Source organism: Bradyrhizobium sp. LTSPM299 (genome assembly GCF_000938235.1).
GTDB lineage: Bacteria > Pseudomonadota > Alphaproteobacteria > Rhizobiales > Xanthobacteraceae > Bradyrhizobium.
This window is the reverse complement of record NZ_JYMU01000046.1, coordinates 100,025-122,008: the sequence shown is the minus strand read 5'-3', so window position 1 is coordinate 122,008 and position 21,984 is coordinate 100,025. Positions and strand designations below refer to the sequence as shown.

Below are 21,984 nucleotides of genomic sequence, written 5' to 3'. Positions count from 1 at the left end.
AGAACTAAGGCCGGTCAAAACCGCGCCGGCCAGAACATATGATGTCGCAAGGGAGCTCGGCTGAACCATGAGCGAGCATATCATCGTCAGCGACCAGGAGGCGGTGCGCATCATCACGATGCGGCGTCCGGAGAAGAAGAATACGCTGACCCAGGACATGTATCTCGCGATGAGCGATGCGATCGATTCCGCGCAACGCGATCCCGCGATCCGCTGCCTGATCCTGACCGGGCGCTCCGGCGTATTCTCGGCGGGCAACGACATCGGCGACTACCTGCAGGCCGCGACATACGAGGTGACCCGGCCGCGCAACTCGGTGATCTTCCTGCAGTCGCTCGTCAACAACACCAAGCCGATCATCGCGGCCGTCGATGGCATCGCGATCGGCATCGGGACCACGATGGTGTTCCATTGCGACTATGTCGTCGCCAGCACCACGGCGACGTTCTCGTCGCCGTTCATCCAATATGGCCTGGTTCCGGAAGGCGCGACAAGCCTGCTGGTTCCTCGCATGGTCGGTCACCAGCGGGCGTTCGCGATGCTGGTGCTCGGGCGCGCGATGAGCGCCGCCGACGGCCACGAGGCCGGCTTCGTCAACCTGGTCGTTCCGCCCGGACATGCGGTCGTCGAGGCGCAGAAGGTCGCGCGCGATATCTGCGCGTTGCCGGCGGAGGCCGTCGCGATCTCCCGAAAGCTGCTCAAGCCGCCGACCGAGGATCTGGTCCGTCGGATCGGCGAGGAGGACCGCAATTTCGGCGAACGGATGCGCTCTCCAGAGGCGGTCGCTGCGTTCCAGGGGTTCTTCGCACGCAAGAAGAGGTGAGGGACGTCGTCGCCAGGTTTGCGGCTGGGGCAACTCCCGAACCGCAACCTGTCAGCTCAGCCACCGCAGGGTCGCCCTCGGGCTCTCGCCGAACTTGGCGCGATAAGCGCTGGCCATGCGACTGAGATGGGTAAAGCCGAGGTCGAAGGCGATATCGACGATCCGCTCGCCCGGCCGCGCCGTCTTGAGACGCGCGTTGAGCTCGGCGAGACGGATGTCCAGCAGCATCTCGGAAATCGTGGTCCCGAAATGGCGGCGGAAGCCGATCTGCAGCGCGCGGATGCCGGTGCCCGCGAGTTCGGCGAGCTCGGCGAGATCAAGCGGCTCGGTTGCGCGCGTTTCCAGATAGGCCCGCGCCCGCTTCAGCGCCGCCGGTTGGGTTTCGCCGCGTCCGTTGAACACATCGATGGCGGCGCTCAGGCTGTGATGCTGGCCGTTGAGCAGCGTGCTGAGGAATGCCTCGCGCCAATCGGCCGCTGCGATCGCGGGCAGCTTCTTCTGTGGCCCGACCTGTTCGGCAAGCGTGACGAGATGTTCGATTCCCGCGGCGAGTGTTTGCCCGGCCGGACGTGTCAGATCGAGGGCCGGATCGAATTCGACCGGCCGCACTGCCGAGCCGCCAAGCGCCGCTGCGCGATGCTCCACCAGCTTGCGGTCGAGCAGCACGATGAGTTGCGCGCAATCGTCGCGCCATGTCATCTCAGTCGGCATGGTCGGTGACAGCAGCGATGCGATGTGTTGCGGTCCGGCCGTTACCTCGCGCGCTGCGGTTTTCACCGAAGCGGAGCCGTGCAACGGCATTTGCAGCAGGAAGAAGCGATCGAGGCAGCCGGGGTTGATCGACACCGAGCCGCCATAGGCAACGTAGTTGACGGAGAAGCCGTCGAAGTCGGCGCAGTTGTGAAGGGCGAAGAAATCCCGCTCCGACCGCTCGACCGGCGTCAGGTGGTGCGGGCAGAAGATGCGTCCGATCGCCTCGGCCGCGTCGTCGACGCGCGTCGTGGAGACTCGCGCGAAATCCGCCAGCCTTGCCCTCGTCGAAACCTCGCTGCTCGTCGCAATCACGCCGGCCGTCCGGAGTTGTTTGAGGTCTAAAGCATCGGCAGCCTAATGCATCTTTCTAAAAAGGGGAACGCGGTTTCGTTGCGCAAACTGCCCGATCGGCGCGCAGAAGGGAGCACCGGCTTTGGGCACGCCGGGCTGGCCGCGCGCTTTCGCATCGCAGCATGGTCGTATCCGGCTTGCGGATTCGTTTATCGGCTAGACAGCCCCGACAGCTGGCGACAGGTTTGGGCTCCGCAATGCGCATCCAATCTGGAGAGGCTGACATGGGCAAGCTTGAAAAAGGCATCACGCAAAACGGCACCGGCTACGGCGGCAAGACCTGGAATATCCTGGGCCAGGTCTATTATCCGAAGGCGGTGACCGACTCGACCTTCGCGTTCGAGACCAACAGCGATCCCGGTCAGTTCGTGCCGGTGCACATCCATCCGACCCAGGAGGAGTTCATCCTGGTGCAGGAGGGCGTGCTCGACCTCAAGCTCGACGGGGTCTGGGTGCAGGCCAAGGCCGGCGACCTCGTGCGCCTGCCGCGCGGCATCCCGCACGGCTATTTCAACAAGTCGGACAAGCCGGCGCGGGCGCTGTTCTGGGTCTCGCCGATGCAGAAGCTCGAAGCGCTGTTCGAGAAGCTGCACAATCTGCAGGACCCCGCCGAAGTCGTGCGTATTTCCGCCGAGCACGAGGTGGACTTCCTGCCGCCGGAAGCCAACGACTAGGCTCGGGCGGCAGAACCAGAACCGCGCACGCGACATGGAATTCGCCGGAGCAACCCTCCGGCGACGACGGGGATTCGTGCGCTTAAGGGAATGGACCAGTTCACTAATCGCGGAGCGGTTTCATGGTCAAACAGAAGCATGTGTGCGTCATCGGCGCCGGCGTATCGGGGCTCGCGGCCGGAAAGGCTTTTGCCACGCGCGGCCACAAGGTCACGATCATCGAGCGCAGCGGCGATCTCGGCGGGGTCTGGGAGCCGGCGCGCGCCTATCCCGACGTCCAGACCCAGAGCCCGAAAGAGCTCTATCGCTACGCTGACAAGGCGATGCCGGATTCCTATCCGGAATGGCCGAAGGGTCCGCAGGTCCATGCCTATCTGCGCGATTACGCCCGCGATCACGGGCTCGACCGTGCGATCCGCTTCAACATCAAGGTGGAGGCCATGAACCGTCGCGCCGATGGCAAGCCAGGCTGGACGCTCGTGCTGCGCAACGCGGACGGCGCCACCAGCCACGAAGATTTCGATTTCGTCGCCGTCTGCACCGGACAGTTCAACGAGCCGCAGACGCTGCTGTTGGCGGGCGAGGACGGCTTCAAGGCGCGGGGCGGCCAGATCCTGCATTCGTCGCAATATGGCGATCCTGATCTCGCCAAGGGGCGGAAGCTGGTCGTGCTCGGCGGCTCGAAATCGGCGACCGACATCGCGGTGAACGCAGTCAATTCCGGCGCCAGCGAGGTCACCATCGTCTACCGCGAGCCGGTCTGGCGGATTCCCTATTTCATCGGCGGCCTCGTCAACTTCAAGCGCATCCTGTACATCCGCGCCCAGGAGGAGATGTTCCGGAGCTGGGGCATCGGGCCGATGTCGCGGCTCGCGCACGCGATTGCAAAACCGTTCGTGTGGGCGAACTGGCGCGGGCTGGAGAGCATGCTGAAGCTGCAGCTCAAGCTGAAGCAGTGCGACATGGTGCCGAAGGAGAGGATCGAGGACGGCGTCAACTGCTCGGTGCCGATTGCGACCCCCGGCTTCTATCCAATGGTCGCCGATGGCCGGATCAAGGCGGTGCGCGGCACGTTCGATCACTATGACGGCAACACCATCGTCACGAGCGGTGGCCAACGGATCGCCGCCGACATCGCGGTGCTCGCGATCGGCTACAAGCTCGGCGTCCCGTTTCTATCAGATGCTTTTCGGGCGAAGCTGGTTGAGCCCGACGGGCAATATCGGCTGTATCGCCTGATCGCCAATCCGGATCTGCCCGATATGGGCTTCGTCGGCTTCAATTCGAGCTTCTGCACGGTGCTGTGCGCCGATCTCGCCGCGAACTGGCTGGTGCGTTACGCGGACGGCCAACTCGCTCACCAGCCTGATACGGCCGAGATGAACGACAACATCGCGATGATGCTGCACTTCAAGCGTGTCGAGCGCCCGGCGGCGGGCGTCTATGGCGGGCTGTGCGTCGCGCCCTACCACTTCAAGCACTTCGACGAATTGCTGGCCGACATCGGCACCACGGCGCGCCGCCGCAGCCCGCTCGTCGAAAAGTTCACGCCGCCCGACGCGGACGCATATGCCCGCTTCCTCGCGACCGCGCCTGATTACAAGGCGGTGGCATAGCGCCACCGCCGCTCGTCAGTCGCGGCCGGCGTCGAGGAAGGCCTGGGCGAGGCGTTGTGGATTCGAGAAGCAAAGCTCGTGGCTGCCCGGCACCTGGACCAGGCGGAATAGGCCGAGCTTCTGCGACAGCCGCGGATGCCAGGGCAGGCCGTGCGGCATCGCCGTGTCCTCGGTGCAGTTGACGTAGGACTTCGCGATTGGCATCTCGGCCGGGTTGGTCTTGAGCGAGATCTTGTCCTGGAAGGTCTTCAGCGGATGCGGGTTGAGCACGTCGTAGGCACGCTGCGCGGTCTCGAGGTCGGCATCGTTGATGAAGGCCTCGCGCCAGATCGGGAACGGCAGCACCACTGAGCCGTCACCGCGTTCGGCGTGGATTGCGTCGAACAGGCCGACATAGGTCGGCGGCACCATGTCGTTGAGGCACTCGCCATTGTCGGGCACGAACGCATTCCAGTAGACCAGCCGGCGGATGCGATTGCCGGCGAGGTCGGCAACGCCGGTGATGACCATGCCACCATAGCTGTGGCCGACCAGCACGATATCCTTCAGGTCGTGCTCGGCCAGATAGTCCACGATGGACTGGATCGCCCCGGCAAGGCCGGTATCCTTCTTGTCCCCGGGCCGATTGCCCCTGATCGTCGGCGTGTGGACGACGTGGCCTGCCTTGCGGATGATCGCCGCAACCGGCTCCAGCTCGGCCCCGGTATGCCAGGCGCCATGGACGAGAACATAGGTCGACATATTGTGCTTCTCCGACGGGTTTGATTAGATCGACGATCGCTTCCTCGTGTGGCGCGGCGTTCATGCAGCTGTTTGTCGGATATTGCGGTTATCGGGCCGACCGCGCTTGGCTGAGGCCGCACTGGACTAGCCTCGGAGTGAACTGATGCAACAAATTGCTCCCCCGGATCGCCCGCGAAGCCTCGCCTGGAATACCAAGGATGTCAGGCCAGCCGAACAGTTCGCCTACTACCGGGAAGCGATCTGCCAGGCGTTCATGAAGTTGACGCCGGAGCCGACCGACAAATCCAGCTTTCCCGCCCGGATCGAACGGATCGGGCTGGGTGCGGGAGCCATCAATCGCGTCAAATTTCCAGGTCACCTCGTGCATCGCTCACCGAGCGATATCGCGGCCTCGAGCAGCAGCTGCTACTACCTCAATCTGAAGCTTGCCGGCCGCTGTCTGATCGAACAGGACGGGCGGGGCGTCGACCTGTCGCCGGGACAGGTCGGCATATTCGACAGTGAACGGCTGTTCGCGCTGCGCCACAGTCACGGGCCGTCGCTGCACGTCGCGTCCTTCTGGGTGCCGACCGAGCTGCTGCGGAATCGCCTGCCGCCGTCGTTCGCGTTCAAGCCGGCGCGGGTGTCCGACGATCCGCTCATCGGTCATCTCATCGTGGAGACGGCGCAAGCGCTCAACTCGGCTGCACCCAGCGCTCCGGAAGAGGAGAACGTGCGGCTGTTCGGCGTGCTGCTCGATCTCGTGGCGCTGGCGTTGTCGCGCGGCGGACGGCGGGGCGCAGAGCCGATGAGCCTTGTGGAGGCGACCTGGATTGCGCTGCGCCGCGCGGTCGACTCCAGGCTGCGTGAGCCCGGCCTGACCGCTACGACCGTTGCCTTGTCCGTGGGCATCAGCGAGCGCTATGTGCACAAGCTGTTCGAGCGGGCGGGAACGACGTTTGCCAGTTACGTAATGGATCGTCGCCTCGACGGCGCCGCGCGCGACTTGAAGGAGCCGACAATGTTTGGACGCGCGGTCGGCGACATCGCCTTCGACTGGGGCTTTGCCGATCTCTCGCATTTTGCGCGGCGGTTCAAGCAACGCTTCGGCTGCACACCGCGCGACTGGCGCCGCGGTTGATCGACGGTTCAGGACTCATCATGCCGCAGCCTTTCGTCTATCAAGTCAGCCCGATGCGCGTCGTGTTTGGGGTCGGTACGATCGCGAGCCTGCCGGACGAACTCGCGCGTCTCGGCATCACGCGTGCACTGGTGCTGGCGAGCCGGCGGCAACAGGCCGAGCTCGGCGATCTCGCGTCGTTGACCGGCGGCCGCTTGGCCGGCCTGTTCGACGACGCGGTAGTGCATACGCCGGTTGCAGTGACCGAGCGCGCGATGGAGACAGTCCGCGAGCTCAAGCCTGATGGCGTGGTCGCGATTGGCGCCGGTGCGGCGACGGGCCTGAGCAAGGCGATCGCGCTCCGCACCGATCTGCCGCAACTGATCCTGCCGACCAGCTATGCCGGCTCCGAAATGACGCCGGTGCTCGGCGAAACCGTCGATGGCGTCAAGACCACGCAGTCATCGCCGAAGATATTGCCCGAGACCGTGATCTACGACGTCAACCTGACCCTTTCGATGCCGGCAAAATTCTCCGCGATCTCCGGCCTCAACGCGATCGCGCACGCCGCTGAGGCGCTGTATGCGCGGGACGGCAATCCGATCACCGCGCTGATGGCGGAAGAGGCCATTGCAAAGCTCGCGTCGGCGTTGCCGGAGGTCGTAGCGCGGCCGCGCGATCCCGAAGCCCGTTCGGATGCGCTCTACGGCGCGTGGCTATGCGGCGTCTGCCTCGGCACCGTCGGCATGGCGCTGCATCACAAGCTCTGCCACACGGTTGGCGCGCTGTTCGACCTGCCGCATGCCGAAACCCATGCGGTGCTGCTGCCTCACACCATCGCCTACAATACGCCGGCCGCGCGTGATGCGATCGGCCGCGCCGCAAGGGCGCTTGGTGCGTCGGATGCGGCTGACGGGCTGTTCGAATTGTCGGCGAAGCTGGGCGCGCCGCGCTCGCTCGCCGAGATCGGCATGCCCGAAGACGGTATCGACAAGGCCGCAACGCTTGCGACCAGGAACCCCTACTGGAATCCGCGGCCGATCGAACAGGCCGAGATTCGCGATCTGCTGGTTCGGGCATGGTCCGGAGCGCGGCCGCAGGCTGGATAGCGCACTCGCGGGTCACGCTCCGATCGCGTTGCGCGCGATCACATCGCGATAGAATGCTGCGCTCAGCTTCGGCACCCGCGCCTGGGTCTCATAGTCGACCCGGTACAGGCCGAAGCGCTTCTCATAGCCATAAATCCATTCGAAATTGTCCATCAGGCTCCACAGGAAATAGCCGTGGACCGGGACGCCCTCGGCGGTGGCGCGCTGCAGCTGGGTGAGATAATTGCGCAGGTACATGATGCGGTCGAGATCGTAGATCTGTCCGTCGGGCTGGACCTTGTCTTCACTCGAGGTTCCGTTCTCGCTGATATAGATGCTCTTCAGGTTCCAGATTTTCGCGGCGATCCGCGGCGCCCAGTAGATCACTTCCGGCGCGATCCGCAGCCAGTCCGAATTCATGTGCGGGAACGAGGCGGGCATCGGCAGCGGCTTCCAGCCTGGCTTGTGGTCGCTCGCGACGATGTAGAGCTGCGGAGCGTAGATGTTCAATCCGACGAAATCATTGGGCTCCGAGATGATCTTGAGTTCTTCGGCCGTGAATTTCGGTGCATCCGCACCGGCATAGGCGAGGAAGCCGTCGGTGTATTTGCCGTCGAGGACGACGCCGAGGAAGCCGGAATTGAATTCGCGCGTCGCAATCTCGGTGGCGCGGATGTTCTCCGGCGTGTTGATCGCGGGCACGCAGGTGGTGATGTTCTCGGCCGGGCCGACCCGAGTGCCGGCGCGGGCCTTGGCGCGAATTGCCTGCACCGCAAGGCCATGCCCGAGCGCGACATGGTGGCGCGCCTGGTTCACCTCAGCTGGTGGGAGCGTCAAGCCGGGTGCGTCGATGCCCATACCATAGCCGAACGGGAGGAAGCGCCCGACCTCGTTCATGGTGAAGATGTTCTTCACGCGATCGGTGAGCCGCTCCGCCACATAGCCGGCGTAATCGCCGAACGCCTTCGACGTATCGCTGGATCGCCAGCCACCGACGCGATCCTGCAGCGCCTGCGGCAGGTCCCAGTGATAGAGCGTGGCGTAGGGCTCGATGCCGTTCGCCAAGAGTTCGTCGATCAGACGATTGTAGAAGTCGAGGCCCTTCGGGTTCGGCGTGCCGGTGCCGTCGGGAAACACCCGCGGCCAGGCGATCGAGAAGCGATAGGCCTTGGTACCGAGATCCTTGATGAGGCCGACGTCCTCCTTGTAGCGATGATAGTGATCGTTGGCGCGATCCCCGGTGCTGCCGTCCTCGATCTTGCCCGGCGTATGGGTGAAGGTGTCCCAGATCGACCGGCCACGGCCATCCTCGTCGACCGCGCCCTCGATCTGGTAAGACGACGTCGCGGTGCCCCAGAGGAAGCCGGAGGGAAAGCTCGCGCCGTCCGGCTGCGCCGCGCTCTCCGCCGCCTGCGCCGGCGCCGACAGGCCGAGGGCGGAGAGGCCCGCGAGCCCGGCGAACTGGCGGCGCGAAAATCTATCGGACATCGCTGGCTCCCGCGAAGGTCACGTCGATCTGGTAGGCGGAGATGCGGTCGATCTCGAAATTGACCGTCACGGGGGACTCGCCGTCGACGAAGCCAACGCCGGTGAAGAATTTTGACCCCATCGCGAGATTGACGATCATGTACACGGGATCATCGAAGCCGACGGGAACGCTGATATCGGATACCGGTTTGCGGTCGATGAAGTAGATCAGGCGGTCCGGCTCCCACAACACACCATAGTTGTGAAAGTCGGCCTCGGCGCCGGGGACCGTGAAATCGAAGCCGCAGTGCTCGATCTTGCCGGTCGCAGGGATGCGCCAATGCGTCGTCATCACGAGGTCGCCGGGCCGCTGTCCGCGCCCTTCCACTGCGTCGATTTCCGGCGGCCAGCCGCCGTCGTCGGCAAGCAGCCAGAACGCCGGCCACACGCCGGTGCCGATCGGGATTTTGGCGCGGATTTCGAAATAGCCGTACTTCTGCGCGAAAGTGCCCTGAGTGGTCAGGATGCCCGAGGTGTATTCGTTGTTGAACAGCACGGCCTTCAGATCGGGTGGCGTGCGCCTGGCGGTGATGGAGAGTACCCCGTTCTCGACACGGAACGGATCGAGGCCGAGCGGCGCCGTGCCGCGTCCGGCGTAGCGCGGATCGACATAGATCTGCTGCTCGCCATTGGCGCTGGTCTTGCGCTTGAAATCGGAGCCGTCGCCGCCCCAGTAACGCGCCTCGGGCCACGCAGCACCGCCGGCATAATGCGGCACCCATCGTCCGCTCGCCAGCGGATGCTGGTCGAAATCGTCGTTGAAGGTCCGGTGCAGGGGCAGGAAGGACAGCGATGTTGCGCCCTGCGCCCTGATCTGGCGGCACTGGATCGTCGAGGGATCGGTGGTCACAGGCAGGGTCAATTCAAGCGGGGCGCCGTCCGGATCACCCACGGCAAAGGCCGGCGCGAACGCCGCAACAAGGCCGATCGTGATCAGAAATCTCTTTGTCATTCGCCGGTCATCAACGGTGTCAGGACGTCAGCAAACATAGGCTATTCCACGTTAGCCTCTCATCCCGCTTTCGGGCAACAAGCAATGAAGGCGGGATCGCGCGGTTGTCAGTTTCATCGCGATGTTTTCTCCCCTAGATTGCCGTTTGCATCATTCGTTTCGGGGATGAACTTGAATCCCTCGAAGTGTCATTTGAGTCGCGCGGTATGAACAAGCCTGTAAACCACCTCCGAAAGGCGCTTCTGTGTCGTCTTGCCATGGCGGCCGCCGTGCTGCTGTCGATGGTTGCAGGCGCGCCGGCTGAACAGACGTTCGCCTTCGACAGCACGCCCGGAAAGCTGCCGAAGACCGTCATCCCGGTGAGCTATGCGATCGAGCTGACGCCGGATTTCACGAGCCTCGCCTTGCCCGGCGTCGAAACCGTCGAGGTCGAGGTGCGTGAGCCTGTCACGCAGGTGACGCTGAACGTGGTCAACACGATTTTTGGCGACGTCACCGTCGATGACGGCGTCCAGCATGCGGCGGTCGCGACCGATGCCGCCGCGCAGACCGCGACGCTGACCTTCGCCCAGCCGCTCGCGGCCGGTCGGCACAAGCTCCGCATCGTCTTCACGGCGCAGATCAACAAGTTCGGCTCCGGCCTGTTCGCGGTCGACTATCCGACCAAGGCCGGCACGAAGCGGTTGATCTCGAGCAAGCTGGAGCCAGCCGATGCCCGGCGGATCTTTCCGTGCTGGGACGAGCCGGCGTTCAAGGCGAGCTTTGCGCTGACCGTCGTGATCCCGAAGAGCCTTATGGCGGTCGGCAATATGCCGGTCGCAAACGAGCAGCCGGTTGCCGACAATCTCAAGAAGGTCGCCTTCGCGCCGACACCAAAAATGTCGAGCTATCTCTTTGTGCTTACCGTGGGGGAGCTTGAACGCGTCACGGCGGATGCCGATGGCGTGACGGTCGGCATCGTCACAACGGAAGGCAAGAGCGAGCAGGGCCGGTTTGCGCTCGACAGCGCGGTGAAGCTGCTCGGTTACTACAACGACTATTTCGGTGTGAAATATCCGCTGCCGAAGCTCGACTTGATCGCGGTGCCCGGCGGGTTCGGCGGGGCGATGGAGAATTGGGGCGGCATCACCTTCTTCGAGAGCCGGCTGCTGTTCGATCCCGCGACCAATGCGGAGACCGCGCGGCGCGGCATCTTCGGCATCATCGCGCATGAGATGGCGCATATGTGGTTCGGTGACCTCGTCACCATGGCGTGGTGGGACAATCTCTGGCTCAACGAAGGTTTTGCCAGCTGGATGTCGACCAAGGCATCCGAGCAATTCTACCCGCAATGGCAGAACTGGCTGAACGGCTATGGCGCCAAGCAGTTTGCCATGGCGCTCGACGCGCGCCGCACCTCGCATCCGATCCAGCAGAAGATCGCCGATCACAGCGAGGCGGTCACGGCGTTTGACGCCATCACCTATAACAAGGGTCAGGCGCTGATCCGCATGCTGGAGACTTATCTCGGCGAGCAGCCGTTCCGCGACGGCATCCGCAAATATATGGCCGCGCATGCCTACAGTAACTCAACCACCGCCGATCTCTGGCAGGCGCTCGAAAGCACCGCCGGCAAGAGCATCACGGGCGTGGCCGCATCCTTCACCGAGCAGGATGGCGTGCCGCTGGTGGTAGCCGAGACCGAGTGTAACGGAACCTCGCAACGCTTGACCTTGCGGCAGGATCGGTTCGCGATTGTGCCGGCGAACGCGGCGCCGTTGCCGGCACACAGCTGGCAAATCCCGGTGGCGGTCGGGCCGGCGCGGGGCAAGCCCTTTGCGGAAATCCTGCTGCAGGGCAACGCCGACATCCCGGCCGGCGCGTGCGGCGACGCGATCAAGGTCAATCTCGGCGACATCGGCTATTACCGGGTCGAGTACGGTCCAAAGAACCGCGCGGCGCTGCTGAACGCGCTCGCGCAAATGCCGGTCGACGACCGGCTCAACATCGTCACCGACAGCTGGGCGCTGGTGCAGGCCGGCAGCGCCGAGCCGTCGTCCTATCTCGCGCTGCTCGACGCGCTCGATGCGGGTGACCACCGCGCCATATGGGACCAGGTGATCTCATCGTTTGCCGCGCTCAACCGCCTGTCTCGCGATCAGGCCGAGCGGCCAGCGATCCAGGTCCATGCGCGCGCGAAGCTGCGTCCGGTGTTCGACCGGCTCGGATGGGACGGCGGAGGCTCAGCCGACGACGATACCGCGCTGCTGCGCGCAAGCCTGATCTCGACGCTTGGCAATCTCGGCGACGAGGCTGTTATCGCCGAGGCCAAGCGGCGGTTCGCCGCCTTCCTCGTGGATCCCAACTCGCTGCCGAACGCGTTGCGCGACGCTGTCACCCACATCGTCGGGGTTACCGCCGACCGGACGACCTACGACACGCTGCTGGCGCTCGCGCGCAAGAGCACGGTCACCAATGAGCGGCTGCGCTATTATCTCGCCGCCGCCAGCGCCCGCGATGCTGAACTGGCGCGGGCGACGCTGGCGTTGACGCTGACCAGCGAGTTGCCTGATACCATTGTCCTCGGCATGATCGGCACGGTTGCATCCGCAGGCGAGCAGCCGCAACTCGCCTGGGATTTCGTCCAGACAAACTTTGATGCGCTGCTGGCGAAGCAGGGGCCGAACTTCCGCGACCAGTTCGTCCCCAACTTCATGACCAATTTCACCGATCCGGCCCACGCCGCCGAGCTTGCCGCCTTTGCCCCGTCGCAATCGACCAGCGGCGGGCGGCTGACGGTGGCAAGGGCGCTGGAAGCGATCGCGATCTCGGGCGATCTCCAGGCGCGCGTGCTGCCCCTGGTCGCTACCTGGATCGGGGCGCACAAGCCCTGATGTCCCGAAGGACTCCCCGACGGCGTGCGATACGGCTATGCTCGGCCGGCAGCATGCAATCACACCTGCGAGGCTAAGATGGTTAAAGGCTCTGATCTGCTGGTCGCTGCTCTCGAGAACGAGGGTGTGGAGCGTGTGTTCGGTGTTCCCGGCGAGGAGAATCTCGACGTCGTCGAGAGCCTGCGCAAATCCTCGATCAAGCTGATCGTCACTCGCCACGAACAGCCTGCGGCCTTCATGGCCGCGACCTATGGCCGCCTGACCGGAAAACCCGGCGTCTGCCTGACCACGCTCGGACCCGGCGCGCTGAACCTGACGACCGGCGCTGCCTACGCGCTGCTCGGCGCGATGCCGATGGTGATGATCACCGGCCAGAAGGGCATTCTGAGCAGCCGGCAGGCCAAATTCCAGATCGTCGATATCATCTCGACCTTCCGTCCGCTGACCAAGCTGTCGGTGCAGATCGTCAGTGCCGCAACCATTCCGACGCTGGTCCGCGACGCCTTCCGGATCGCGACGCAGGAGCGGCCTGGCCCGGTGCTGCTCGAACTTCCCGAGGATATCGCGCGCGAGGAGGCGGAGCCGTTGGCGATGATCCCGCTGCATCCGATCGAGATCCCGGTGGCACACGCGGCGGCGCTCGACCGCGCCGCCGACATGATCCTGAGGGCACAGCGCCCGTTGATCATGCTCGGCGCCGCGGCGTCGCGTCCGCGCAGCACGGCCGGCATCGGCGACTTCGTGCGGCGGACAAGGATTCCGTTCTTCACGACACAGATGGGCAAGGGCACGGTGTCCGGCGGCACCAATCTGTACATGGGCACCGCCGCGCTGAGCGAGCGCGATTATGTGCACGAGGCGATCGACCGCGCCGACCTCATCATAGCGATCGGTCACGACACGATCGAGAAACCGCCCTTCATCATGGGTCCGAAGGGGCCGCAGGTTGTCCATGTCGGCTACACGGCGGCGAATGTCGAGCAGGTCTACTTTCCGCAATGTGAGGTCATCGGCGACGTCGGCCCGAGCCTCGAGCTGCTGGCTGACAGGGTCGAGGGAAAGCTCCCGCACGCCAGCGCGCTCGTCAGTCTGCGCGAAGGTATTTTGTCGAAGATCGGCGATCGCGCCACCGAGGGCCGCTGGCCGCCGACGCCACAGCGCATCGTGCACGACGTGCGGCAGGTCATTCCCGAGGACGGCATCGTCGCGCTCGACAACGGCATGTACAAGATTTGGTTCGCGCGCAACTACCGCACGCTGCTGGCGAACTCGCTGCTGCTCGACAATGCGCTTGCGACCATGGGCGCCGGCCTGCCGTCGGCGATGATGGCGGCGATGCTCTATCCGAAGAACCGGGTGCTCGCGGTCTGCGGCGACGGTGGCTTCATGATGAATTCGCAGGAGCTGGAAACTGCGGTCAGACTCAAGCTCAACCTCGTGATCCTGATCCTGGAGGATTCCGCCTACGGCATGATCCGCTGGAAGCAGGCCGTCGATCATTTCCCGGACTTCGGGCTTACCTTCGGCAACCCGGATTTCGTCAAATACGCCGAGAGCTACGGCGCCAAGGGCTCGCGGATCGAGAGCACGGAGGCGATCGTCCCGACCCTGGAGCGCGCCTTCGCAGGAGGTGGCGTGCATCTCGTCGTGGTTCCCATCGACTATACCGAGAACAAGCGGGTGCTGGTCGACGAGCTCCGCGAGAAGGTGAAGCAGATCGACGTGTCGTAGCGCTTTGCTGCGGCGGGCCAAGGAACGAAATAAGGAACGAAATGCGGTCGGCTTGATTGGGACCAAGCCATCATGGTAGCACCCGATGGCATTGCTCGTTCGTACCAATGGTCGGCGATATCTGTTCTGGGAGGTCACGTGACGACACCAAATCCCGCCGCCGGCAAACCCGTCGATCCCGCCTCGCTCACCAATGTGCCACGGCTGGTCACGACGTATTTCGCCGGCAAGCCCGACGCTACTGATCCCGCCCAGCGCGTCGCGTTCGGTACCTCCGGCCATCGCGGCACGTCGTTGAAGAATTCCTTCAACGAAGACCACATCCTCGCCACCACGCAGGCGATCTGCGACTATCGCCGCGAGGCCGGGCTGACCGGGCCGCTATTCATCGGCATCGACACCCACGCGCTTGCCGAGCCGGCGCTGGTGAGCGCGGTGGAAGTGTTTGCCGCGAACGGCGTCGAGATCATGATCGACGCGCAGGCTGGCTACACGCCGACGCCCGTCATCTCGCACGCGATCTTGAGCTATAATAAGGGGCGCAGCACCGGGCTTGCGGATGGCGTCGTCATCACACCGTCGCACAATCCGCCCGAGGACGGCGGCTACAAATACAATCCGCCGCATGGCGGGCCCGCTGACACCGACGTGACCGGGGTGGTCGAGAAGAATGCCAACCGCTACATCGAAGCCGGTCTCAAGGGCGTCGCCCGGATGCCGTATGATCGTGCGCGCAAGGCGGCGACGACGCATCTGCACGACTACGTCACACCTTACGTCGCTGATCTCGGCAATACCGTCGATCTCGCGTTGATCAAATCCGCCGGCGTCAGGATCGGCATTGATCCGCTCGGTGGCGCCGCGGTGCATTACTGGCAACCGATCATCGCCCGCTACGGGATCAATGCGACGGTCGTCAATAACGCCGTCGATCCGACTTTCCGTTTCATGACCGCGGACTGGGACGGCAAGATCCGGATGGACTGCTCGTCGCCTTATGCGATGGCGAGCCTGATCGGGATGCGCGACCGCTTCGACGTCGCCTTTGCCAACGACACCGACGCCGACCGCCACGGCATCGTGACCCGCTCGAACGGGCTGATGAACCCGAACCATTTCCTCGCGACCGCGATCGCCTATCTGTTCGCGCACCGGCCGCAATGGAGCAAGGACGCAGCGATCGGCAAAACGATTGTGAGCAGCTCGATCATCGACCGCGTCGCCAAGAAGCTGGGCCGCAAGCTGGTGGAGACGCCGGTTGGCTTCAAATGGTTCGTCGAGGGGCTCGGCAGCGGCGGCTTCGGTTTTGCCGGCGAGGAGAGCGCGGGCGCTTCGTTCCTGAAGCAAGACGGCTCGGCCTGGACCACCGACAAGGACGGCATCATCCTCGGTCTGCTGGCGGCGGAGATCATCGCAAAAACCGGCCGCGATCCGAGCGAATTGTTCGCAGACCTGACGGCCGAACTCGGCGTGCCCTACTACGAACGCATCGACGTCGCGGCGACATCAAAACAAAAGAGCGCGCTGAAAGCGCTTGGCCCGGAGCAGCTCAGCATGACGCAGCTTGCCGGCGATCCCGTGCGCGCAGTCAGGACCAAGGCGCCGGGCAACGATCAACCGTTCGGCGGCATCAAGGTGGAGAGCGAGTCCGGCTGGTTCGCGGCGCGTCCGTCCGGCACCGAGGATGTCTACAAGATCTACGCCGAAAGTTTTCGCGGACCGGATCATCTGAAGCAGATCCAGGGCGATGCGCAGGCCGCGATCGCCAAGGTGTTCTGAAGGCGAGGCGTCTGGGCTGATATCATGCGTGTGCTGTTGACGGGTTCGTCCGGTTGGCTTGGACGCTGTCCCGCGCCGCTTCCCTTTGCGCACGATCCCGACTATGTCTCGCCGTCCACGAGGCTCGCGAATGGCTGATTTCCACGGCGTCTTCCCGTATCTGGTGTCCCCGATCGATCCCGCCGGCCATATCCGCACCGAGGTGCTGGGCCGGCTCTGCGATGATCTGATCAAGGCCGGCGTGCATGGGCTGACGCCGCTCGGCTCGACTGGCGAATTCGCCTATCTCAACAACGCCCAGCGCGCGCAGGTGGTCCAGACTACCATCGAGGCCGCGCAGGGCCGCGTGCCCGTGGTCGCCGGCGTTGCCTCGACCTCGACGGCGGATGCGGTGGCGCAGGCGAAGGCCTATCAGAAGCGCGGCGCCAACGGCATCCTCGCGATCATGGAGGCGTATTTCCCGGTCGGCGATGCACAGGTGGAATCCTATTTCCGCGCCATTGCCGATGCGGTCGACATTCCCGTCGTGATCTACACAAATCCGAATTTCCAGCGCTCCGACCTCACGCTCGACGTCATCGCGCGGCTCGCCGCCCATCCGCGCATCGGCTACATCAAGGACGCCTCGACCAACACCGGGCGGCTGCTGTCGATCATGAACCGCTGCGGCGACAGCATCAAAGTATTCTCGGCCTCAGCCCATATTCCGGCCGCCGTGATGCTGATCGGCGGCCATGGCTGGATGGCAGGCCCGGCCTGCATCATTCCGCGGCAAAGCGTCGAGCTCTACAACCTCGGCCGCCGCGCCCGCTGGGACGAGGCGATGGCCTTGCAACGAAAACTCTGGCGCATCAACGAGGCCTTTGCCCGCTTCAATCTCGCCGCCTGCATCAAGGCCGGGCTGGCGATCCAGGGCTACGACGTCGGCGACCCCGTGCCGCCGCAGGCGCCGCTCACAGCCGACCAGCGCAAGGTGGTCGAGGCGGCGCTGAGCGACCTCACTTAGGAGTGGCTTGCGGGTTGCATGGGCTCTCCCATCTCGTCATTCCGGGGCGCGCAGCGAACCCGGAATCTCGAGATTCCGGGTCTGGTCCTTCAGACCATCCCGGAATGACGGCGGAGTGTTGTCACGCCCCGAAAATCCGCTAAAACCCGGCCAAATTTCGTAAATCAAGGACCCACTGATGAACATTCTTCCCGGCAATATGCGTTTTGGTGCGGGCCAGCCAGTCAAGCGTCTGGAAGACCAGCGGCTGCTCACCGGGAAGGGGCATTTCATCGACGACAAGCCGGAGGACGGCGCGCTCTGGCTGCACGTGCTGCGCTCGCCGCATGCCCACGCCAACATCACATCGATCGATGCCAGGGCGGCGCTGGAGATGCCCGGCGTCGAGGCGGTCTATACCGGTGCCGACCTGGTCAAGGACGATGTCGGCACGCTGCCGACGCTCGCGATCTTCAAGCGGCCCGACGGCAAGCCGATGAGCGTGCCGCCGCGTCGCCTGCTGGCGCATGAGGTGGTGCGCTATGCCGGCGAGGGGGTGGTGGCCGTGGTCGCGACGTCGCGCGTGCTGGCACAGACGGCGGCCGAAGCGATCGAGATCGACTATGAGATGCTGCCCTCGGTGGTCGACCCCGTCGAGGCGATCAAATCGGGCGCGCCCGTGGTCTGGCCGGAGGCGCCCGACAACATCGTGGCCGCGATGAGCTATGGCGATGCCGCCAAGGTCGCGGACGCCTTTGCGAATGCGGCGCACAGAGTCTCGCTCGACCTGGTCAGCCAGCGGCTGGTGCCGTCGGCGATGGAGCCGCGCTCGACGATCGCGGAGATCGAGAAGGCAACCGGGCGGCTGATCCTGCACGTGCAGTCGCAGACGCCGGGATCGACCCGCGACCTGCTCGCGGAATCGATCCTGAAGCGGCCGAAAGAGACCGTGCGCGTGCTGGTCGGCGATATCGGCGGCGGTTTTGGTCAAAAGACCAGCCTCTATCCCGAAGACGGCATCGTGGCGTACGCCGCCACAAAACTGAACAAGACAATCCGCTGGCGCGGCGACCGCACCGACGAGTTCGTCGGCGGCACCCACGGCCGTGATCTCACCTCGACCGGCGAACTCGCGCTCGATGCCAAGGGCCGCGTGCTGGCCTATCGCGTCCGCTCGATCGGCGGCACCGGCGCCTATTCGTCGGGCACCGCGAACATCATCCCGCTGGTGCTCGGTCCGTTCGTGCAGACCGGCGTCTACGACCTGCCGCTGGTTCATTTCGAGGTGAAGTCGGTGATGACCAACACCGCCCCGGTCGGCGCCTATCGCGGCGCGGGGCGGCCCGAAGCGGTCTTCATCGTCGAGCGTCTGTTCGATGCCGCCGCGCGCCAGATCGGCATGGATCCGCGCGCGCTCCGCAAGGTGAACTACATCAGGCCGGCGCAGCTGCCCTACACCAATGCGGTCGGGCAGGTGTACGACTCCGGCGCCTTCGCGCACATGCTGGAGCGCGCCTCCGAGCTTGCCGACTGGAACGGTTTTGCCGCGCGCAAGAAGGCCGCGAAGAAAAAGGGCCTGCTCTATGGCCGCGGTCTCACCAGCTACATCGAATGGACCGGCGGCCGCGCTCACACCGAAAAGGTCTCGCTGCACGCCACCGCCGAAGGCCGTGTCGTGCTGCATTCCGGCACCATGGCGATGGGGCAGGGACTGGCGACCACCTACACCCAGATGGTGTCAGACTCGCTCGGCATTCCCATGGACCGGATCGACGTGATCCAGGGCGACACGGATCTGGCCACCGGCTTCGGCAGCGTCGGCTCGCGCTCGCTGTTCGTCGGTGGCACCGCCGTTGCTGTCTCCAGCAACGACATGATCAACAAGGCACGCGACAAGGCTTCCAACCTGCTGGAGGCGTCCGTCCAGGACATCGAGTACCGCGACGGTTTCCTCACCGTGGTCGGTACCGACCGACGCATCAGTCTGTTCGAGATCGCGAAGAAGGAAGATGGCGCCAAGCTCTCGGTTGAAAGCGAGGGCGAGGTCGATGGGCCGAGCTGGCCGAACGGCACTCACATCTGTGAGGTCGAGATCGATCCCGAGACCGGCGTCACCAAGGTGGTGCGCTACACCACGGTCGACGACGTCGGCGTCGCCGTCAATCCGTTGCTGGTGACAGGCCAGGTGCATGGCGGCGTCGCCCAGGGCATCGGTCAGGCGCTGTATGAAGGCGTAGCCTATAGCGAGGAAGGCCAGCTTCTGACCGCGAGCTATCAGGACTATTGCATCCCGCGTGCCGACGACATCCCGCCGATCACGGTGACGCTGGACGATTCCGCGCCGTGCAAGACCAATCCACTCGGCGCCAAGGGCTGCGGTGAGTCAGGCGCGATCGGTGGTCCGCCCTGCATCACCAATGGCGTGATGGATGCGCTGAGCGAACTCGGAATCACGCAGTTGAACACGCCGCTGACGCCGTCAAAGATCTGGCAGGCGATCCGCGAGGCGAAGGCGCAGGCGGCGTAGCGCTCCGTCATTCCGGGGCGCACGTTAGCGCGAACCCGGAATCTCGCGCCAGAATCTCGAGGTTCCGGGTTCGATGCTGCGCATCGCCCCGGAACGACGCTGTGCTACAACCCTAACACCATCTTCGCGATGATATCGCGCTGGATCTCCGACGATCCGCCGAAGATCGTATACGCCCGCCCGTTGAGATATTCCGGTACCACCGGCAGCAATTTCACAGGGATCGCCGGTTCGTGGTTCAGTCTGTAGAACGGCCGCGCCGGCTCGACCGCAAGCCCGTCATTGCCGATCACGTCGACACCGAGCCGCGTCACCGCCTGGCGGATCTCGCTGACCCGCAGTTTGATCAGCGACGACACCGCACCGGGATTCTGCCCGGTCTGCAGCGCCGACAGCACCCGCAGCTCGGTCATCTCAAGCGCATCGATATCGACCTCGACCTCCGACATCCGCAGCGCGATATCGGGATCGTCGATGGCGCGGCCGGTGACATCTGACGCCGCAAGGTCTGTTATCGTCTTTAGTGCATCGCGCAGTTTCGCCGACGCGATGCCGGAGCCGCGCTCGAATTCGAGCAGGTACTTGCCATAGGTCCAGCCCTTGCCTTCCTCGCCGACGCGGTTTGCCACGGGAACGCGGACGTCATCGAAGAACACCTGGTTGACCTCGTGATCGCCGCCGATCGTGAGGATCGGGCGGGTGGTGATGCCCGCGCTTTTCATGTCGATCAGGATGAAACTGATGCCGTCCTGCTGACGTTCGCCCTCATTGGTGCGCACCAGCGCGAACATGCGGTTGGCGTGATGCGCATGCGTGGTCCAGATTTTTGTTCCATTGACAATGTAGTCGTCGCCGTCACGCACCGCGCGCGTCTTCAGGGACGAGAGATCGGAGCCCGAGCCCGGCTCGGAATAGCCCTGGCACCAATAATCCTCGCCGGAGAGGATGCGCGGCAGGTAAAAGTTCTTCTGCTCGGGTGAGCCGAAGCCGATGATGACGGGACCGACCATCTTCACGCCCATCACGTTGACATTGGGTACCCCGGCGCGGGCGCATTCGGCCTCGAAGATCCAGCGCTGCGCCGACGTCCAGTTGGGACCACCATGGTCTGCCGGCCAGCCCGGTGCGCCCCAGCCCTTGCCGTGCAGTGCGCGCTGCCAGGCCATGCCAATGTCAGGGTCGGAGAACACCGATGGCGTCAGCGCGGTGGCGCGCTTCATTTCCGGCGTCAGATTGGCGGCGATGAAGTCGCGGACTTCTTGCTCGAAGGCGCGTTCCTCGGCGTTGAAGGTGAGATCCATGTGGCGCTCTCTGTTACGTCTGCGCACGGCCGCTCAAGGCGGCGTGGCGGCGATAATGATGGGCGCTGCCGCCGAACAGCGTGTCGAACGCGAGCAGCCGCTTGAAATAGGCGCCGATGTCGAGCTCCTCGGTGACGCCCATGGCGCCATGCAGTTGCACCGACTGCTCGGCGATAAAGCGCGCGCATTTGCCGATCTTGGCTTTCGCGCCCGACGCCGCACGGCTGCGTGCCACCGGCTCGGCATCGGCCATCAGCGCGGCACGCAATGCCATCGAGCGCGCCTCGTCGCACTGGATCGCCATGTCAGCGAGGCGATGGCGGATCACCTGGTTGGCCGACAGCGGCCGGCCGAATTGCTTTCGGATCTTGGTATATTCGAGCGTGGTGTCGAGCAGCGTCTGCATGATGCCGACGGCTTCCGCGCCGAGCGCGGCCATCGCGCAGTCGACCACGGCCTCGATCGCAGGCAGCGCATCGCTGCCGTCGCCGAGCAGGGCGTCGGCCGGAAGCTGCAAGTCGTTGAGATCGAGGCTGCAGCCGCGCCCGCCGCCGAGCCGCGCGTAGTCGCGCAAGGTGAGACCGGCCGTATCAATGGGCACCAGGAACAGGCAGAGCTTGCCTGATACGCCGTTGGCGTTGACGATGCGGGCGGAGACGATGATCTGGTTGGCCGCTACGCCGTCGAGCACCGCGGTCTTGTGGCCGTTTAATCGCCAGCCGTGGGCGGTCTTCGTGGCCGTCGTCTCGACATGTGAGAGATCGAACCGTGCTGCGCGTTCCGAATGCGCGAAGGCGAGATAGAGCTTGCCTTCTGCTACCTTGGGCAGGATCGACTGCTTCTGCACTTCGCTGCCGCATTGGCCGACCAGCGCGGCGCCGATCACGACGGTGGCGAGATAAGGTTCGGACACCAGTCCTCGTCCGAACGCTTCCATCAAAATTCCGATCTCGATCGCGCCACCGCCGAGCCCGCCATAGGCTTCGCCGATCGGCAGCGCGAGCCAACCGAGGTCGGCGAACTGCTTCCAGATCGCGGGCGAGAAACCGAGCGGATCGCTGACCGCCTTCCTGCGATACTCGCCTGTAAAGGTTTCCGCCACGAAGCGGTCGGCACTTTCGCGCAGCAGGCGCTGCTCGTCGCTGGGGGTGAGGTCCATCT

The 21,984-nt window shown here is 64.5% G+C and carries 16 protein-coding genes; 10 read left to right on the top strand and 6 right to left on the bottom strand.

Annotated features, from left to right (window positions below; genetic code table 11):
• Window positions 1-67 precede the first annotated feature (67 nt).
• Window positions 68-823: an enoyl-CoA hydratase-related protein gene (locus tag UP10_RS22600; RefSeq protein ID WP_044539069.1), complete on the top strand. Its 756-nt coding sequence runs from the start codon at window positions 68-70 to the stop codon at window positions 821-823.
• A 51-nt stretch (window positions 824-874) separates the two neighbouring features.
• Here UP10_RS22600 and UP10_RS22595 read toward each other — a convergent pair whose 3' ends face one another.
• Entirely contained in the window at window positions 875-1,888 is a 1,014-nt protein-coding gene (locus UP10_RS22595) for an AraC family transcriptional regulator (RefSeq protein ID WP_044589465.1), read from the bottom strand.
• A gap of 263 nt (window positions 1,889-2,151) precedes the next feature.
• Here UP10_RS22595 and UP10_RS22590 point away from each other — a divergent pair, with 263 nt between their 5' ends.
• Window positions 2,152-2,601 carry a cupin domain-containing protein gene (locus UP10_RS22590; RefSeq protein ID WP_044589464.1) on the top strand — a complete coding sequence of 150 codons (450 nt, stop codon included), beginning with the start codon at window positions 2,152-2,154 and terminating at the stop codon, window positions 2,599-2,601.
• Window positions 2,602-2,723: 122 nt separating this feature from the next.
• Window positions 2,724-4,217 (top strand): flavin-containing monooxygenase, encoded by a 1,494-nt coding sequence (locus tag UP10_RS22585; RefSeq protein ID WP_044589463.1) that lies wholly within the window; start codon window positions 2,724-2,726, stop codon window positions 4,215-4,217.
• 15 nt (window positions 4,218-4,232) lie between these two features.
• On the opposite strand, the gene UP10_RS22580 is transcribed toward UP10_RS22585, so the two are convergent.
• On the bottom strand, window positions 4,233-4,958 hold the full coding sequence (locus tag UP10_RS22580; RefSeq protein ID WP_044589462.1) for an alpha/beta hydrolase: 726 nt from the start codon (window positions 4,956-4,958) through the stop codon (window positions 4,233-4,235).
• 145 nt (window positions 4,959-5,103) lie between these two features.
• On the opposite strand from UP10_RS22580, the gene UP10_RS22575 reads away from it, so the two are divergent.
• Entirely contained in the window at window positions 5,104-6,081 is a 978-nt protein-coding gene (locus UP10_RS22575) for a helix-turn-helix domain-containing protein (RefSeq protein ID WP_044589461.1), read from the top strand.
• Window positions 6,082-6,101: 20 nt separating this feature from the next.
• The gene (locus UP10_RS22570) at window positions 6,102-7,169 is read left to right on the top strand and encodes a maleylacetate reductase (protein ID WP_044589460.1); all 1,068 of its coding nucleotides are present in this window, start codon (window positions 6,102-6,104) and stop codon (window positions 7,167-7,169) included.
• Between the two features lie 12 nt (window positions 7,170-7,181).
• Here the strand turns inward: UP10_RS22570 and UP10_RS22565 are convergent, their stop codons facing one another.
• Window positions 7,182-8,636, bottom strand: a complete 1,455-nt coding sequence (locus UP10_RS22565; protein ID WP_044589459.1) for a GH1 family beta-glucosidase — start codon at window positions 8,634-8,636, stop codon at window positions 7,182-7,184.
• The gene (locus UP10_RS22560) at window positions 8,626-9,627 is read right to left on the bottom strand and encodes a glycoside hydrolase family 16 protein (protein WP_044589458.1); all 1,002 of its coding nucleotides are present in this window, start codon (window positions 9,625-9,627) and stop codon (window positions 8,626-8,628) included. Before UP10_RS22560 ends, UP10_RS22565 begins: the two co-directional genes overlap by 11 nt.
• A gap of 206 nt (window positions 9,628-9,833) precedes the next feature.
• Here UP10_RS22560 and UP10_RS22555 point away from each other — a divergent pair, with 206 nt between their 5' ends.
• From UP10_RS22555 to UP10_RS22535, 5 genes are all read left to right on the top strand, one after another.
• Window positions 9,834-12,500 (top strand): M1 family metallopeptidase, encoded by a 2,667-nt coding sequence (locus UP10_RS22555; protein WP_044589457.1) that lies wholly within the window; start codon window positions 9,834-9,836, stop codon window positions 12,498-12,500.
• 78 nt (window positions 12,501-12,578) lie between these two features.
• Window positions 12,579-14,231, top strand: coding sequence for an acetolactate synthase large subunit (locus UP10_RS22550; protein ID WP_044589456.1), 1,653 nt, complete (start codon window positions 12,579-12,581; stop codon window positions 14,229-14,231).
• 138 nt (window positions 14,232-14,369) lie between these two features.
• A complete protein-coding gene (gene pgm, locus UP10_RS22545) occupies window positions 14,370-16,010 on the top strand; it encodes a phosphoglucomutase (alpha-D-glucose-1,6-bisphosphate-dependent) (RefSeq protein WP_044589455.1) in 1,641 nt (546 codons plus the stop codon).
• A 130-nt stretch (window positions 16,011-16,140) separates the two neighbouring features.
• On the top strand, window positions 16,141-17,016 hold the full coding sequence (locus UP10_RS22540; RefSeq protein ID WP_044589454.1) for a dihydrodipicolinate synthase family protein: 876 nt from the start codon (window positions 16,141-16,143) through the stop codon (window positions 17,014-17,016).
• Window positions 17,017-17,194: 178 nt separating this feature from the next.
• On the top strand, window positions 17,195-19,522 hold the full coding sequence (locus UP10_RS22535; RefSeq protein WP_044589453.1) for a xanthine dehydrogenase family protein molybdopterin-binding subunit: 2,328 nt from the start codon (window positions 17,195-17,197) through the stop codon (window positions 19,520-19,522).
• 104 nt (window positions 19,523-19,626) lie between these two features.
• On the opposite strand, the gene UP10_RS22530 is transcribed toward UP10_RS22535, so the two are convergent.
• Both UP10_RS22530 and UP10_RS22525 read right to left on the bottom strand, forming a co-directional pair.
• A complete protein-coding gene (locus UP10_RS22530; RefSeq protein ID WP_044589452.1) occupies window positions 19,627-20,823 on the bottom strand; it encodes an acyl-CoA dehydrogenase family protein in 1,197 nt (398 codons plus the stop codon).
• A gap of 13 nt (window positions 20,824-20,836) precedes the next feature.
• Window positions 20,837-21,982, bottom strand: coding sequence for an acyl-CoA dehydrogenase family protein (locus UP10_RS22525; RefSeq protein WP_044589451.1), 1,146 nt, complete (start codon window positions 21,980-21,982; stop codon window positions 20,837-20,839).
• Window positions 21,983-21,984: the final 2 nt, after the last annotated feature.

Coding starts and splice junctions, on each gene's coding strand:
- UP10_RS22600 (WP_044539069.1), top strand. CDS start 68: ATGAGCGAGCATATCATCGTCAGCGACCAGGAGGCGGTGCGCATCATC.
- UP10_RS22590 (WP_044589464.1), top strand. CDS start 2,152: ATGGGCAAGCTTGAAAAAGGCATCACGCAAAACGGCACCGGCTACGGC.
- UP10_RS22585 (WP_044589463.1), top strand. CDS start 2,724: ATGGTCAAACAGAAGCATGTGTGCGTCATCGGCGCCGGCGTATCGGGG.
- UP10_RS22580 (WP_044589462.1), bottom strand. CDS start 4,958: ATGTCGACCTATGTTCTCGTCCATGGCGCCTGGCATACCGGGGCCGAG.
- UP10_RS22575 (WP_044589461.1), top strand. CDS start 5,104: ATGCAACAAATTGCTCCCCCGGATCGCCCGCGAAGCCTCGCCTGGAAT.
- UP10_RS22570 (WP_044589460.1), top strand. CDS start 6,102: ATGCCGCAGCCTTTCGTCTATCAAGTCAGCCCGATGCGCGTCGTGTTT.
- UP10_RS22565 (WP_044589459.1), bottom strand. CDS start 8,636: ATGTCCGATAGATTTTCGCGCCGCCAGTTCGCCGGGCTCGCGGGCCTC.
- UP10_RS22560 (WP_044589458.1), bottom strand. CDS start 9,627: ATGACAAAGAGATTTCTGATCACGATCGGCCTTGTTGCGGCGTTCGCG.
- UP10_RS22555 (WP_044589457.1), top strand. CDS start 9,834: ATGAACAAGCCTGTAAACCACCTCCGAAAGGCGCTTCTGTGTCGTCTT.
- UP10_RS22550 (WP_044589456.1), top strand. CDS start 12,579: ATGGTTAAAGGCTCTGATCTGCTGGTCGCTGCTCTCGAGAACGAGGGT.
- UP10_RS22540 (WP_044589454.1), top strand. CDS start 16,141: ATGGCTGATTTCCACGGCGTCTTCCCGTATCTGGTGTCCCCGATCGAT.
- UP10_RS22535 (WP_044589453.1), top strand. CDS start 17,195: ATGAACATTCTTCCCGGCAATATGCGTTTTGGTGCGGGCCAGCCAGTC.
- UP10_RS22530 (WP_044589452.1), bottom strand. CDS start 20,823: ATGGATCTCACCTTCAACGCCGAGGAACGCGCCTTCGAGCAAGAAGTC.
- UP10_RS22525 (WP_044589451.1), bottom strand. CDS start 21,982: ATGGACCTCACCCCCAGCGACGAGCAGCGCCTGCTGCGCGAAAGTGCC.